Below are 15,812 nucleotides of genomic sequence, written 5' to 3' on the forward strand. Positions count from 1 at the left end.
CCCTTTTCTAAAAAGGGATTTTTTTATACTTTAAGTGAGATTGGCAAACACATCGGCTTTAAAATTCTACGATGATTCCAGTTTTGATAAATTGCGCCCGTAGCTCAATTGGATAGAGCGTCTGACTACGGATCAGAAGGTTATGGGTTCGAGTCCTTTCGGGCGCGCTTTTGTATGGAGGGTTGGTAGAGCGGCTTAATACACCGGTCTTGAAAACCGGAGACGGTAACACGTCCGTGGGTTCAAATCCCACACCCTCCTCCATTTCATCTAAATATTTGATCATTGCGGGGCGAAGTAGTTAGGTAGCTCGTAGGCTCTTAACCTGAAGATCGAAGCTTCACAAATCCTGTTTCCGCAACTAAATGAATACATAATCAAATCTATCCCTTAGGAGACTATCCTAAGGGATTTTTTACATTTTAAGAAAGTATAAATTTCTAGCTAGGAAACTATTCGGTGTAGTGAGAAATTTTAGGAATACAGTATAAGTAGGGCTACGCCTCTGTCTTCGCCTGGGGGGCGGGGCTCACCATTCCCTATAGCATTTATTTTTTGGTTAATGAGGAAAAGGAATATGTAGCACAGCCATTTTTCATATGATAAAGTATTATCATCTATATGAGAATGATATTCAATAGAAATGAGGTAATGTACCCTTATGATCAAGCGTTTCTTTAGCTATTACCGACCATACAAAAGGCTATTTTACATAGACTTCTTTTGTGCCGTGCTAGTTGGAGTATTGGAGCTTGGATTTCCGCTGGCTGTTTCATGGTTTATTGATAAGCTGCTTCCAGAAGGGAACTGGAGCACGATTACTGCTGTGAGTATCGGTCTTTTAGCACTCTATCTAATAAGCTCTGGAATGCAATTTGTGGTGAATTACTGGGGGCACAAGCTGGGGATAAATATTGAAACTGACATGCGCCGCGAGCTGTTTAATCATGTTCAACGTCAATCATTCCGCTTCTTTGATAATACGAAAACAGGCCACATCATGAGCCGGATTACCAATGACTTGATGGATATTGGAGAATTGGCCCATCATGGACCTGAGGATTTCTTTATAGCGATTATGACCTTCATTGGAGTATTTTGGATTATGCTTACAATTAATGTGAAACTAGCGCTTGTTGCTATTATCATTGTTCCGTTTCTTGTATGGCTAATTGCTTACTCGAACAGGAAAATGAATGCGTCATGGGGTCAAATGTATGGGAATATCGCTGATGTGAATGCACGGGTAGAGGACAGTGTTTCAGGTGTTCGGGTTGTACAGTCCTTTACCAATGAGCAATATGAAATAAATCAGTTTAACGAGAATAATCAATTTTTCCGCAAAATAAAATTGAGAGCTTACAAGGTTATGAGTTTGAATTTATCAGGAATTTATGTTACAACACGTCTCATGACTCTGATTATCTTAGTATACGGAGCTTGGCTTAGCTTCTCTGGAAACTTATCCTATGGAGAATTAGTGGCCTTCATTCTTTATCTAAACGTTTTATTTAAACCGATTGAGAAGATTAGTGCCTTACTTGAGCTTTATCCAAAAGGCATGGCAGGCTTTAAGCGTTTTATTGAACTGATAGATGCTGAACCAGATATTCAAAATGCTCCTGACGCGATTGATGTACCGGCGTTAAAAGGAGATATTAGCTTTTCTCATGTTACCTTCGGATACGAAGACAAGCGCACTATTCTGAACGACTTGACGTTTTCTATTGAGTCGGGAAAAACAGTAGCATCTGTAGGGCCTTCTGGTGCAGGAAAAACGACAATTTGCTCATTGATTCCTCGTTTTTATGATGTTACTGAAGGAGCGATTACTGTAGATGGAATAGATATCCGAAACATGACAAAAGAATCTTTGCGTTCAAACATCGGGATTGTCCAACAGGATGTCTTTTTATTTACAGGTACCTTGAGGGAAAACATTGCGTACGGGAAGTTGAATGCTACACAAGATGAAATTGAAGAAGCAGCTAGAAAAGCCCATTTGATGGACCTTATAGCCTCTCTCCCGGGCGGATTTAATACGCAGATTGGTGAAAGGATTAAAGCTTTCCGGGGGTCAGAAGCAACGGCTGGCTATTGCCAGAATGTTTTTGAAAAATCCACCAATCCTCATCTTAGATGAGGCCACTTCAGCATTGGATACTGAAACGGAGGCAATTATCCAAGAAGCGTTGAATGATCTTTCAAAAGATCGAACAACTCTTATAATTGCGCATCGATTAGGAACGATTAAAAAGGCTGACCGTATTCTCGTTATAACAGAAGAAGGTATTGTTGAAGATGGAACCCATCAGGATCTTCTTTCACAAGAAAATGGGATTTTTGCTAAGCTGCATGCGCACCAATATTGATTATAATGCTGTCAGAGCTTTTCAGAGGAAGGATCTTTCTCTGAGTTTGTTGAAGAAGTGTAAAAGAACCAGCAATTTACTGGTTCTTTTTTATGCCCTTAATTAGTCTTTGACTGACTACTCTTTGATTCCCTCGAGCCATTCTTTATAACAATCCTGACAAAGGGGCTTTTCCACATGTTCATTTTGCATGACGAAAACCCCATGATGATACTTTTCGTCTATAACATCGGCACAATAAAAGCATTGCTCATTCATATATATTTCCTCCTCTTGTTAAGATGTTTTTAGGGTGTACAAAGTAGGAGGAAAATAATAATATATTGTATTTTTTGAGTGGGGTTGAATGGGAATGAATCGATTTAAAGGTATTTACTTAGAGAAATGATAACAATATATGGATACCTAAAGGGGCTGTTTTTCTAACACTGTAAGAAAGTATAAATTTCTAGCTAGAAGACAATTCGACGTTGTGAGAAATTTTAGGAATACAGTATAAGTAGGGCTACGCCTCTGTCTTCGTCCAAAGGCAGGGCTTGCCAATCGGTGAGTTTTCTTTAGCTTATGCAACTTCAAGTGCTGTTTCGTGCTTCGGATTATTTAAAAGCGAAGTTAATAGACTATTTGTGAAGGATACCTGTAGTGTGGACATTCACTAGATAAATTCCAGAACAGAAAGAAAGTCGCTTTACTATCGGTAGGATAGCAAAGCGACCTGCTTTCTGTTCATTAATTTCGGATTAGATAATCGAATGCACCTAAGGCTGCATTTGCACCTGATCCCATAGAAATAATGATCTGCTTATACGGGCTATTTGTACAGTCACCTGCAGCAAATACTCCAGGTGTGTTCGTAGCGCCATGTTTATCTGTAACGATTTCACCGACGCGAGTGCGTTCAACTGTTTCGCCTAACCAATCAGTGTTTGGTACAAGACCAATCTGAACAAACACACCTTCTAATTCAACATGCTGAGTTGCCTCTGTCTCACGATCAACATAGCTAATACCATTTACTTTGTCAGTACCGGTAATTTCTTTTGTTTGAACGTTTTTTAAGACAGTGACATTTGGCAGGCTGTAAAGACGATCCTGCAGTACAGCATCAGCTTTCAGCTCTGGTGCAAACTCAAGGACAGTTACATGTTTGACAATACCTGCGAGATCGATTGCTGCTTCAACGCCGGAATTACCGCCGCCAATAACCGCTACTCGCTTTCCTGTAAATAATGGACCGTCACAGTGAGGGCAATATGCCACACCTTTGTTTTTGAACTCAGCTTCACCAGGTACACCAATATTGCGCCAACGAGCACCTGTTGAAAGGATTACAGTCTTGCTTTTTAGAACAGCGCCGTTTTCGAGTTCAAGCTCAATAAGATCCTTCTTTTCTAAACGTTTAGCACGCTGTAAGTTCATTACATCAATGCCGTATTCTTTTACATGTTCTTCAAGGCTTGCTACGAGCTTAGGACCTTCAGTATATTTTACACTGATAAAGTTCTCGATGCCCATAGTGTCCATGACCTGACCGCCGAAGCGTTCAGCAACAATACCTGTGCGAATTCCTTTGCGTGCCGCATAAATTGCTGCACTTGCACCAGCTGGGCCGCCGCCGACAACAAGCACATCATATGGTTCTTTATCAGCAAACTCTGATGCGTCTGGAGCATTACCCATCTTCGCAAGGATTTCTTCCAATGTCATACGGCCGCTGCCAAAGGATTCACCATTTAGGTAAACAGTTGGAACTGCCATGATATCTTTGCTTTCTACTTCCTGCTTGAACGCAGCACCGTCAATCATGGTATGTGTAATGCCAGGATTAAGGACGCTCATCACGTTCAGCGCCTGCACAACATCAGGACAGTTGTGGCATGTTAGGCTGATGTAAGACTCGAAATGATATTCGCCTTTAATGCTTTTAATTTGCTCGATTGCCTTCTGATCAACCTTTGGAGCTCTTCCGCTAACCTGCAGCAGAGCTAGTACTAACGAAGTAAATTCATGTCCTAAAGGGATACCAGCAAAAGTTATTCCAGTGTCTTCGCCAGCGCGATTCACACTAAAGCTCGGTGTTCTCGGTAATTGCGTTTGTTCTACCTTAATTTGGGATGACATGCTGGCCAATTCATCCACTAGAGCCAGCATGTCACGAGATACGTCGTCTGATCCTGCACTAACTTTTAGCAGCACATCGCCCTCCATCAACGGAAGATATTGGGCTAATTGTGCTTTTATATCTGCATCTAGTATCATTATTTGTTCTCCTTAAATGTTATTGACGGTTCTGCTTAAATCTTGCCTACAAGATCAAGGCTTGGCTTTAATGTTGCAGCACCTTCTTGCCATTTAGCCGGGCAAACTTCACCTGGATTGTTGCGAACATATTGTGCAGCCTTAAGTTTGCTAACAACTGTGCTTGCATCACGGCCGATGCCGCCTGCATTAATTTCAACAGTTTGGATGATACCGTCTGGATCGATGATGAATGTACCGCGATCAGCAAGGCCTTCTTCTTCGTCTAGTACATCGAAGTTGCGAGAAATCTTTTGTGAAGGGTCACCAATCATAACGTACTCGATTTTGCCAATTGCTTCTGAGTGATCGTGCCATGCTTTGTGTGTAAAATGTGTATCAGTGGAAACGGAATATACTTCAGCTCCCATGTCTTTTAAAGTTGCATATTGGTTTTGCAGGTCTTCAAGTTCAGTAGGGCATACGAATGTGAAATCTGCTGGGTAAAAGCAAACGACACTCCATTTACCTTTAAAGTTTTCTTCTGTAACATCGATAAACTCACCGTTACGAAAAGCTTTTGCTGAGAATGGTAATACTTCTTTTCCAATTAGAGACATAATCAAATTCCTCCTAAGTGTGGTTTGAGAATTATATAGCTTGCTTAGGGAATACAGTAAATATTCCAGTTAACTATAATAATTCTAATTAGATATTTATTATTATATAGAATTTATTATTTAAGTCAAGAGGAATACTTGAATTAATTATAATAATTCTAATTCGATATCTATTCTCATTATTATATAGAGTGGTTATTCTATCAAGAAAAATGCTCAAATTTTCCATGATTTGTTGAAATAAACATTTCAAAGAGATACTAGTAGCTAGTGCAGGCAGGTTCCTTATCATAAAATTGATGCAATAACGTAAAATCTGTTGTTGTCTTAGCTTTAAAATAGAAGTAAATTGACTATTCTTTCATTCCCTCGAGCCATTCCTTATAGCAATCCTGACAAAGAGGCTTTTCTACATGTTCATTTTGCATGACGAAAACCCCATGATGATACTTTTCTTCTATAGCCTGGTTACAATAAAAGCATTGCTCATCCATATGTACTCCCTCCTCATTATTAAGATGTTTTTAGAGTGTACAAAGAGAAGGAAAAATAATTGTATTTTGTAGTGAAGTTTAATGAAAATCCATTGTGGTGAAGGTATTTATGAGAGGATAAGAATATGGGCATAATTATTACTTGTAGGAAAATACTAGAAGGGCCAAAGAAAATGATCAGTAATATTAATAAAATAAGCCCCAAATACAGAGGGGCTCCTGGATTTTGTATACTATAGGAGTTTCTAGCTAAAAGTCATTCGATATAGAATACAGTGTCAGAGTAACTGTGCTTCTGTTTTCACCTAGCCAAGTTTCCTCCGAGAAGCATTAGCTGCCAAAACTCCCCCCGCCAAAACTTCCTCCTCCACTAGAGAAAAAGCTGCCTGAACTGCCGTGGCTTGAACTTTTATAAGTTTTATGTCCATAGCTGCCATGGCTTTTATGCTTTTTTTTCTTTTTAGAGAAATATCGATAAGCGAAATAAGCAATGATCAGTATAATAATAAGCGTCATGTTCTCACCTCCTCCATTGTATATGTGATACATGCTATCACGGTATATATCCTACTATAAACAAAGTAGCTTCTATAGTTTATATAATTTTTAAAATTATACGTATTGAACATGGATACTAGTACATATATTGCGGAAACCAAAAGAATTTGCTGTTCTGTGTGAATTGTAGGTGCTTCTCCGATAAAAGTAGGCTTCCCCCGTAAAATGTCCTGTATAAGCTGTTGTACCTCCTCCACTGCATCACCTCTTTTCTCCCTACTTTCTTAGACGCTGTATCTATCCACAAACCCTGCAAGTTTTTGAAAAAATTTTAATTAGTATAATGAGTAAGTAAGAAGGAATTGATTGCCCTATTCACAGAAGAGAATGGGATTAGAGAAAATGTACCGATAATAGAAATATTATAAGGTCTCTTTTAAAGAAATGTGGAGTTAGAGACAGTGAGGAGCAGGAGATGAATATAAATGATTTTGAACGTCGTATTAATGCAGTGATTGTAGACAGGGGATACGACTATTATCAGGCAGGAAATATAGTTGAAGTATACAGGCTAGAAGATTATGAATACATATTTGAGGTTGAAGGGAATGAAGTGTATGAGGTTATTGTGAAGATAGATAAAAACGGGGAAATATTACATTCTGATTGTGATTGTCCTTATGACTTTGGACCAGTCTGCAAGCATCAAGTGGCCGCCTATTTCGAACTAGCAGAGATGCTAAACGAGAAAGGAAGCGAGGAGGAAACTCTGCCTGGGATACGGGAGGTTTTAAACAGTCTTTCAAAAGAAGAGCTAATCAATATTATCATAGATATAAGTCAAAAGGATAAAACCTTGAGAAACGGCCTCATTGCTACGTATCAGAAAAATGAGGGTATGCTGGGGGTTGAGCAATACAAAAGGCTCCTGCAGTCTATTGTGAATAAGTATACGGGGAGAGAAGGATTTATTGCGTACAGAGAAGTCTATGATTTTGTGAGCGAGCTGGAGGGTTTATTAGAGAGGATAGAAGACGACGTAGATAATCCAATATCTGCTTTAGACCTTGCATTTTTGCTGTTGGAAGAGAGTATTGAAGCCTTTCAGTATGCAGATGATTCTAATGGAGAAATAGGCGCCTTAGTTACAGAAGTGATTGACATGATAAGAAGAACTATCGAGGCAATTGATAGGTCAGATGTGAATCTAATAGAAAAAGCATTCTATAAGTTATTAGATCTTAGTGAAGATAAGATGTTTCAAGGATGGGATGACTTCCAGATTGATGTACTGACAATATGTACTGAATTTGCTGATATAGAAGTATTTAGGAATGAGCTAAGAATAAGGGTTGAGCAAATGATCAGTCGCCGTTCTTACGATGAGTATGGAAGGTATGGCACTGAAAGTATGCTGAACATATTGTTTGAAATGATTGAGCAGTACGGTACGGAAGAAGAAGCAGAACAATTCATGAAAGATAGCCTTGGGTTTCCATCCTTTAGAGAATCATATATAAACAAGCATATAAAGGAGAAAAACTATTCTAAGGTTATAGAATTAGCTCTAGAAGGGGAAGAACAAGACAAGCGATATGCGGGCTTAGTAGCAGGATGGAAGAAGATAAGATATACAGCTTATAAGGAGCTTTCGATGAAAGAAGAGCAAGAGGAGCTAGCAAGAGAATTGTTACTTGACGGAAATTTTGAATACTATAAAGAACTGAAGGAGCTGGCAGTAGGGGACAAAGATATATTTTATCAGCATCTAAAACAGGAGCTGAAGACAAGCAAGGGTTGGCAAGGAAAGAATATGTACCTGAAGCTTATAGTAGAAGAAAATGATTTGAATGAAATTATGGAATTTGTGAGGGAAGATCCAGGAAAGATAGAAACATATGCACATATGCTGGTGGGTAAGTTCGAGTATGAAGTGATTAAGGTATATAGGCAGTATATACAATCGGTCGCAAATTCTTCATCAGGAAGGTCAGGTTATCAGAAAGTGTGCAAGATACTCAAGGGATATGAAAAGATAGCTGGCAAGCAAAGCACGGAAGGAATTATACGTGAGTTAAGCGTTGCATATAAGAGAAGACCAGCTTTTGTAGATGAATTAAGTAGAGTTTTGTAAGCCTCCCAGCTTTATTCCTCTGAGGAAGAAAGGAAAAGATACTAGCAATCACCGTTTTTTAAGGCTGTAAGCTAGTTACGACTTTATGTACAATAATAAAAGGATAAAATATGACTGAATTGCTTCCATTGGCAAGCTTGATAAAGCAAAGCTAAGATTTTTAAAGAACACTTTCAATTATGTTAATCTAATGAGAAAGAATAAGATTTATGCTTCAAAAGCTACAAAGAGCTAAAATAAGGAGAAAAAAATGAACAACTACAAATTAATCATTCAATACGATGGCGGACGCTATAAGGGCTGGCAGCGGCTTGGCAGCGGTGAAAATACCATCCAAGGAAAAATAGAAACTGTACTATCTGAGCTCGTAGGAAGAGAAATTGAAATCATTGGCTGCAGCAGAACCGATGCAGGTGTACATGCTCTTGAGCAAATAGCTAATTTCAAGGTCGATAAGCAGTTGAGCGAATCTGAAATTAAAAATTATTTGAATCGATATTTGCCTCAGGATATTAGTATTACCGAGGTGACGTCAGTTCCTGAACGTTTTCATGCCCGATACAACTCCAAAGCTAAAACGTATTTGTATAAAATCTGGAACGAGGAACATACAAATCCTTTTATGCGAAAGTACAGCATGCATGTTGAAAAAAAGCTGGATATCGAAAAAATGAAAAAAGCGGGTAGGTTTTTTATAGGCGAACATGATTTTACTGCGTTTTCAAATGCCAAGTCTAAGAAAAAGTCTATGGTTCGTGAAATATATTCTATTGATATAGCTGAAGAAGAGGGCTTTATCCAAATTAGAGTGAGCGGTAATGGGTTTCTTCATAATATGGTGAGAAAAATTGTCGGAGCGTTGATAGAAGTGGGCTTAGGCAGAATAGATGCTGAAGCGGTATTAGGAATTTTAGAGACAAAAGAACGAAATCAAGTGAATTGTCTTGCTGATGCAAGTGGACTGTACTTGGAAAAGGTTGAGTTTTAGACAAATATGGTTGCAGGAGTTTACTTCGTCTAGTAGTTAACGGCTGTAACGGTAAGCAAGGAGCCTTGTTGAGAAAGTCTCAGCGTAGCTGCATTATTTCGAAAACAGTAAAAACCACTATACCAAGTGCCATTGGTATAGTGGTTTCAGACTGTTGAATTTTCTTAGGTTGGTGGTACCTCTTTTAGACAATTTACAATCCCATAAAAGGTACTTGTTGGTACAAAAAGCTTTACAAAGTGGAACTTTTTTGTACCTGAACAGGATTTATTTTACCTTTTGAACCCCTTATATTACCGGCCGCAATCCCGCCTAATATGAAAACAACTCCATTCCATTGCGACAAACCCACATATTCAGCTAAAGCGAGTGAAGACATGGAAACGGCTACTGGAAGCTCGGAAGCTGTTAATATTGTACCAAGTCCTGGTCCGATATACGGCATTCCAATTGAAAATAACAGCGGTGGGAGAACTGCTCCAAATAAACCGAGAAACAATCCATACGGTGCAACTCCCGTTAAGACGGGTAAATCGAATAGGAACATTGGTGGAAACAGTAAAGAGACAACTATCAAACCACCAGTGGAAAGCAGAGCACTTTTTAGTACGGGCGGAGTATCTTTTCCAACTAAACTGCTAAGAAAAATGAAGGTTGCAAATGTCAAAGCAGAACATAGTGCCCAAATCGTTCCTTGCCATGATAGAACGATTCCACCCTCTGAAACAATGCCTGCAGCTAGAACTGAGCCGATTAGAAGAAGAGCTATCGAAATAATCTTCCATTTTGTAGGCCTTTTCTTATAGAATATCCATTCAAAAAGTGTACCAATCCAAACAAATTGAAATAAAAAAATGATTGCCAGCGAAGCATTAAGTGTTTGTAGTGACTGATAATAAAACACGCCGGTTAGGCCAAATGGAATTCCGGATAATAGTAGTTTGAAAGCTTGATTTAAAGTTAATGTTTTCTTTTTTGTGAACAGAACAAGCACCCAGGTAAGCAGTGTTCCAAAAAGATATTGGCCGCCTGTTACCTCTGTTACGGAATAGCTTGCTGAGTAAGCAAGTTTAACGAATGTCGATAATACTCCGTAACAGCAGCCACCTAAAAAAACAATTAATGCATAGTGCCAAGTTTTCATGATTTTGACCCCTTTCTTTACATAAAAAAAAGCCACACAACTATCAATTGACAGTTGTGTGGCGAAAATAGAGTTTCTCTAGAAAAATCCACATCCTAAAAAAGGTTTTATTATTCAAATTTCATTATATGAAACAATCTAATGATGAACATGAAGGTACTTACCCAATTAGTAAACGAAATGATTTCCTTATTATACAGAAAACAGTGGCGGTATACAATGGATTTTGTGCTGTTAAGCTACCTAGGTTGGACCTGTGGAAGTTTTTTGAATAAAAAACTAAAACGAAAACTATGTTTCACCATAAAAAAGCAGTTAAATTTGCAACAAGTTTGTCACAAATTTACTTGATGGAGTTGTTTCTCAACAGTCTAAAACCACTATACCAAATGTCATTGGTATAGTGGTTTTTTACACTGTAAGAAAGTGCCTATTCGATGTAGCAGGAAATTTTAGGAATACAGTATAAGTGCAACTACGCCTCTATCTTCGCCCAAGGGCAGGGCTCGCCAATCGGCGAGTTTTCTTTATATTCCTTATTAGAGAAGGATTTCATAATTAATGGAGACATTAGGATTAAATGGAATTGGAATGTGTACACTACTTTTATGTGAAGGGCACTAACATTACTATCAGGATTTCAGTGTTGATGGGGGATATGAGTAGTTGTACTCACTGGTACTACCTTATCATGAAATCGGCCTAATTTTTTAAGAAGGAGTGCTGGCATGAAAAAGCATGGGTATCCGGGTGCACAAGGTTTATATCATCCTGAATATGAACATGAAGCTTGTGGAATCGGAATGGTTGCTAATATAAACGGAAAGAAGTCGCATGACATTGTGGAGCATGCAATCACGATTTTATGTAATTTAGAACATCGGGGCGGACAATCTGCAGATATAAGTACTGGGGATGGTGCAGGGATTCTGACTCAAATTCCACATTCTTTTTTTGAGAAGCAGTGTGATAAAGAAAGCATTCAACTCCCTCGGGAAGGGGGATACGGGATTGGTATGGTCTTTTTGCCACAGGACCCGGAGGTTAGAAAAAGGACCCAAAAACAAATTGAGAGTGTGATTGTCGAGGAGAAACAGATCTTCCTAGGGTGGAGGACTGTTCCGGTAAATGACTCCTTTGTTGGTGACATGGCAAAAAAATCAAAGCCGTTTATTCGTCAAGTGTTTATAGCGCCTTCTCCAACTCTTAAGGATCAAGATGATTTTGAACGAAAACTATATGTCATCCGCAAGCGTTTAGAAAATGAAGTATCCCGTACGGATAGTGAGCATCAGGAAGGGATGTATATTTGCAGCTTATCATCAAGAACCATTGTGTATAAAGGGATGTTAATTCCAGAGCAGCTAGATTCCTTTTATATTGATTTGAATCATCGTGATTTTAAGTCAGCGTTAGCTCTTGTTCATTCACGCTTTAGTACAAATACTTTTCCAAGCTGGGAAAGATCTCATCCGAATCGATTTACAATCCATAATGGGGAGTTTAATACGATAAAAGGAAACGTGAAATGGATGCAGGCGAGAGAGGCTCTGTGCCAATCTGATTTATTTCATGATGAGGATTTTCAGCAGCTATTCCCAGTTATTGATACAGATGGCAGTGATTCTTCAATGTTTGATAACTGCTTTGAATTTCTGCATCTTTCCGGGCGTTCGCTTGCTCATACAGCAATGATGATGATTCCTGAGCCATGGGTGAATGATGTAACAATGGATGATGAAAAGAAAGCATTTTATGAATTTCATAGCTGTTTAATGGAACCGTGGGACGGACCAGCAGCTGTTGTATTTACGGACGGCAAACAAATCGGGGCCTGCCTTGACCGGAATGGGCTGCGGCCTGCCCGTTATTATGTAACAAAAGATGGCATGATTGTTTTAGGGTCCGAAGTAGGTGCTTTGGATATTTTTGCTGAGGATATCGAATATAAAGACAGACTTCACCCTGGAAAAATGCTCCTTGTTGATTTAGAAAAAGGCGAAATTATTCCAGATGAAGAAATTAAAAAGCAAATCGCGTCTGAGCAGTCGTATAAGGATTGGCTAGCGCAGCATTTAGTTCATATTGATGACCTGCCTGAAACGAATGACAATATACAAGTTTTTGACAGGGATGAACGAGTGAAACAACAGCTTGTATTTGGGTATACAAACGAGGAGCTTAATAAAATATTGAAGCCTATGGTAACAGACAAGGAGGACCCGATTGGCTCTATGGGATACGATTCGCCTCTCGCGGTGTTATCTAAAAAACCACAGCTGCTTTATAACTATTTCAAACAGCTTTTTGCGCAAGTAACGAATCCGCCAATTGATGCGATTCGAGAGAAGGTGATTACTTCGGTTGTCACAACAATCGGTCCAGAAAGAAACTTGCTTCAGCCTGTGCCTGAGAGCTGTAAACAAATTCAGCTTGGGACTCCTATTTTGACGAAGAGCCAGCTGGACAAGCTTTACCGTTCTGACTTTGAGAGTGAAACGCTGTCCATGCTATTTCCTGTTGAAACAACCCCTCCTAATTTTGAAAAGATTTTAGGAGACTTATTTAGAAAAGCCGATAGCGCCATTGATGAAGGTGCTTCTTTACTCGTGTTATCAGATCGCGGAGTCAATGCTGAATATGCAGCGTTGCCGGCTCTCCTGGCTGTCTCTGGCCTGCATCATCATCTTATTCGAAACGGAACACGATCCAAAGTAAGCATCGTCATTGATTCCGCCGAACCTAGAGAGGTTCATCATTTCGCGGCATTGCTTGGCTTTGGGGCCGAAGCGATTCATCCTTATTTAGCATTTGATTCACTGCAGGGATTGATCGAAATCGGTGATATACGCGAAATCCGGGTCGAGGATGCGATTGAAGTATATAGGAAAGTGGCAACTGATGGAATCCTTAAAGTTTTATCGAAAATGGGGATTTCAACTTTTCAAAGCTATCGTGGCGCACAAATCTTTGAGGCGATTGGAATTGATCAGGATGTGGTCGATACATATTTTACTGGGACAGCGTCACGAATAGGCGGAATAGGGTTGGATCTCATTGCCGAGGAAGTGATGATAAGACATCAAGGAGCATTTGATCCAGCAAGAGGTGAGAAAAGGACTTTAGAATCGGGCGATGATTTTCAGTGGCGGTATGACGGGGAAGACCATCAATACAACCCTCGGACCATTCATCTGTTGCAGCAAGCTTGCCGAACGAATAATTATAAGCTTTTTAAAGAGTATTCAATATTGCTGACAGATGCTGATCATAATCTTCAATCCATTCGCGGCATGCTGTCCTTTAAAAAACGAGAAGTAATAGCTTTGGATGAGGTAGAGTCCATTGAGGACATTTGTAAACGATTTAAAACGGGAGCAATGTCTTATGGCTCAATAAGTAGTGAAGCCCATGAAGCACTTGCGATTGCGATGAACAAAATGGGGGCTAAAAGCAATTCTGGAGAAGGGGGAGAAGATCCTAGCCGATTTACACCTGATCCAAATGGACAGTTACGGCGGAGTGCGATTAAGCAGGTTGCTTCTGGCCGATTCGGAGTGACTAGCCATTATCTTGTAAATGCTGATGAAATCCAAATTAAAGTTGCTCAAGGTGCTAAACCAGGCGAAGGGGGACACCTTCCTGGAAAAAAAGTATATCCTTGGATTGCGGAGGTAAGAGGATCTACGCCAGGTGTAGGTTTGATTTCACCGCCGCCTCACCATGATATCTATTCCATTGAAGATTTAGCCGAATTAATTCATAACTTAAAAAATGCAAATCCCTCTGCAAGAGTGAGTGTCAAGCTCGTATCAGAAGTTGGTGTAGGAACAATTGCGGCCGGCGTGGCGAAAGGGAGAGCAGATCTTGTCCTGATCAGTGGATATGATGGAGGAACTGGAGCTGCACCAAGGACAAGCCTGAAGCATGCTGGATTACCGTGGGAGATCGGGTTAGCAGAAACACATCAAACCTTGCTTTTGAATCGGTTGCGTGATCGAATCGTCGTGGAGACAGATGGGAAATTGATGACAGGCCGGGATGTTGTCATTGCCGCATTGCTTGGAGCGGAGGAATATGGTTTTTCTACTGCACCGTTAGTTGTATTAGGGTGTATCTTAATGCGCGTTTGCCACCTTGATACATGTCCGGTAGGTGTGGCGACACAAAACCCAGAGCTGCGTAAGAAATTTACTGGTGAGCCTGAGCATGTTGTGAACTTTATGCGATTTATTGCGATGGAAGTGAGAGAGCTGATGGCAGAGCTTGGGTTTCGGACAATAAACGAGATGATTGGAAGGACGGATGTTTTAGAGACGAACAGGGCGATTAACCATTGGAAAGCAAAAGGAGTTGACTTATCAGCTCTTCTGTATCAGCCGGAGGTGTCTAAGAATACTAGCCTGTATGCAACAGTTGAACAGGTTCATGGGCTTGATAAAACGTTAGACAGCCAAGAATTAATTCCATTATGTAAAGAAGCCCTTGAAAATCAAGAGCGAGTGGAGGCGACTTTATCCATTCGGAATATTAACCGCGTTGCGGGGACAATGCTAGGCAGTGAAATTACGAAACGGTATGGTGCGAAGGGATTACCGGAGGATACGATTCGTCTCACATTTAAAGGCTCTGCGGGGCAAAGCTTTGGCGCATTTATTCCGCCTGGTTTAACAATGAAGCTGATTGGAGATGCGAATGATTTTATTGGAAAAGGCTTGTCAGGCGGGAAAATTATCGTTCACCCTTCTCGAAAGAGCACGTTTATCCCAGAACAAAATATTATTGTCGGGAACGTTTCGTTTTACGGGGCCACTGGAGGAGAAGCCTATATTAATGGCATTGCAGGGGAACGTTTTTGTGTGAGAAACAGTGGTGCTAATGTTGTAGTAGAAGGCGTTGGCGATCATGGCTGTGAATATATGACAGGCGGAACAGTTGTTGTATTAGGAGCAACAGGGAAAAACTTCGCAGCTGGTATGTCAGGCGGCGTTGCGTATGTATTGGATGCCTCAAATGCCTTTTCGGTGAAATGCAATCAGGAGCAAGTGTATCTAAATGAGATTCAAGATGAGGCAGAGCTCCAAGCTGTCTATGAATTGATCCAAAAACATGTTCATTATACGAATAGTCCATATGGAAAGAGAGTACTCGATAGCTGGGAAGAGATGAGCGGAAAGTTCATACGGGTTATTCCGAAAGACTATTTAGAGATGCAAGAGCGAATTAAGTATTTACAAGAAAGCGGCTTGAGCAAACATAAAGCGGCACTGCTTGCGTTTGAAGAAAGCAAAAAAGCAGTGAATTCGATGAAGGATGGAGGGTGA

General features: G+C 40.0%; 9 protein-coding genes, 2 tRNA genes and 1 pseudogene. 6 read left to right on the forward strand and 6 right to left on the reverse strand.

What is annotated here, in order from left to right; all coding sequences use genetic code 11:
* The first annotated feature begins 93 nt into the window (after positions 1–93).
* From AAHB12_RS13490 to AAHB12_RS13500, 3 genes and pseudogenes are all read left to right on the forward strand, one after another.
* Positions 94–167: transfer RNA gene (locus AAHB12_RS13490), tRNA-Arg, on the forward strand.
* Positions 168–176: 9 nt separating this feature from the next.
* Positions 177–264 (forward strand) — tRNA-Ser (locus AAHB12_RS13495).
* A 397-nt stretch (positions 265–661) separates the two neighbouring features.
* A pseudogene (locus AAHB12_RS13500) lies at positions 662–2,372 on the forward strand (ABC transporter ATP-binding protein).
* A 117-nt stretch (positions 2,373–2,489) separates the two neighbouring features.
* Here AAHB12_RS13500 and AAHB12_RS13505 read toward each other — a convergent pair.
* The 5 genes from AAHB12_RS13505 to AAHB12_RS13525 form a co-directional block, all read right to left on the reverse strand.
* Positions 2,490–2,630 (reverse strand): hypothetical protein, encoded by a 141-nt coding sequence (locus AAHB12_RS13505; protein WP_342045654.1) that lies wholly within the window; start codon positions 2,628–2,630, stop codon positions 2,490–2,492.
* A gap of 471 nt (positions 2,631–3,101) precedes the next feature.
* Positions 3,102–4,631 (reverse strand): alkyl hydroperoxide reductase subunit F, encoded by a 1,530-nt coding sequence (ahpF, locus tag AAHB12_RS13510; protein WP_342045655.1) that lies wholly within the window; start codon positions 4,629–4,631, stop codon positions 3,102–3,104.
* Between the two features lie 35 nt (positions 4,632–4,666).
* Entirely contained in the window at positions 4,667–5,230 is a 564-nt protein-coding gene (gene ahpC / locus AAHB12_RS13515) for an alkyl hydroperoxide reductase subunit C (RefSeq protein WP_129728604.1), read from the reverse strand.
* 353 nt (positions 5,231–5,583) lie between these two features.
* On the reverse strand, positions 5,584–5,724 hold the full coding sequence (locus AAHB12_RS13520; RefSeq protein ID WP_165350799.1) for a hypothetical protein: 141 nt from the start codon (positions 5,722–5,724) through the stop codon (positions 5,584–5,586).
* Between the two features lie 330 nt (positions 5,725–6,054).
* Positions 6,055–6,240 carry a hypothetical protein gene (locus tag AAHB12_RS13525; RefSeq protein ID WP_342045656.1) on the reverse strand — a complete coding sequence of 62 codons (186 nt, stop codon included), beginning with the start codon at positions 6,238–6,240 and terminating at the stop codon, positions 6,055–6,057.
* 457 nt (positions 6,241–6,697) lie between these two features.
* Between AAHB12_RS13525 and AAHB12_RS13530 the strand changes: the two genes are divergently transcribed.
* Both AAHB12_RS13530 and truA read left to right on the forward strand, forming a co-directional pair.
* Positions 6,698–8,356: an SWIM zinc finger family protein gene (locus AAHB12_RS13530; RefSeq protein WP_342045657.1), complete on the forward strand. Its 1,659-nt coding sequence runs from the start codon at positions 6,698–6,700 to the stop codon at positions 8,354–8,356.
* A 250-nt stretch (positions 8,357–8,606) separates the two neighbouring features.
* The gene (gene truA, locus AAHB12_RS13535; RefSeq protein ID WP_129728602.1) at positions 8,607–9,344 is read left to right on the forward strand and encodes a tRNA pseudouridine(38-40) synthase TruA; all 738 of its coding nucleotides are present in this window, start codon (positions 8,607–8,609) and stop codon (positions 9,342–9,344) included.
* A gap of 232 nt (positions 9,345–9,576) precedes the next feature.
* Here truA and AAHB12_RS13540 read toward each other — a convergent pair whose 3' ends face one another.
* Complete coding sequence (locus AAHB12_RS13540; protein ID WP_342045658.1) at positions 9,577–10,488, reverse strand: DMT family transporter; 912 nt, start codon at positions 10,486–10,488, stop codon at positions 9,577–9,579.
* A 728-nt stretch (positions 10,489–11,216) separates the two neighbouring features.
* On the opposite strand from AAHB12_RS13540, the gene gltB reads away from it, so the two are divergent.
* Positions 11,217–15,812 carry a glutamate synthase large subunit gene (gltB, locus tag AAHB12_RS13545; protein ID WP_342045659.1) on the forward strand — a complete coding sequence of 1,532 codons (4,596 nt, stop codon included), beginning with the start codon at positions 11,217–11,219 and terminating at the stop codon, positions 15,810–15,812.

It is taken from the genome of Bacillus sp. OTU530 (assembly GCF_038440375.1).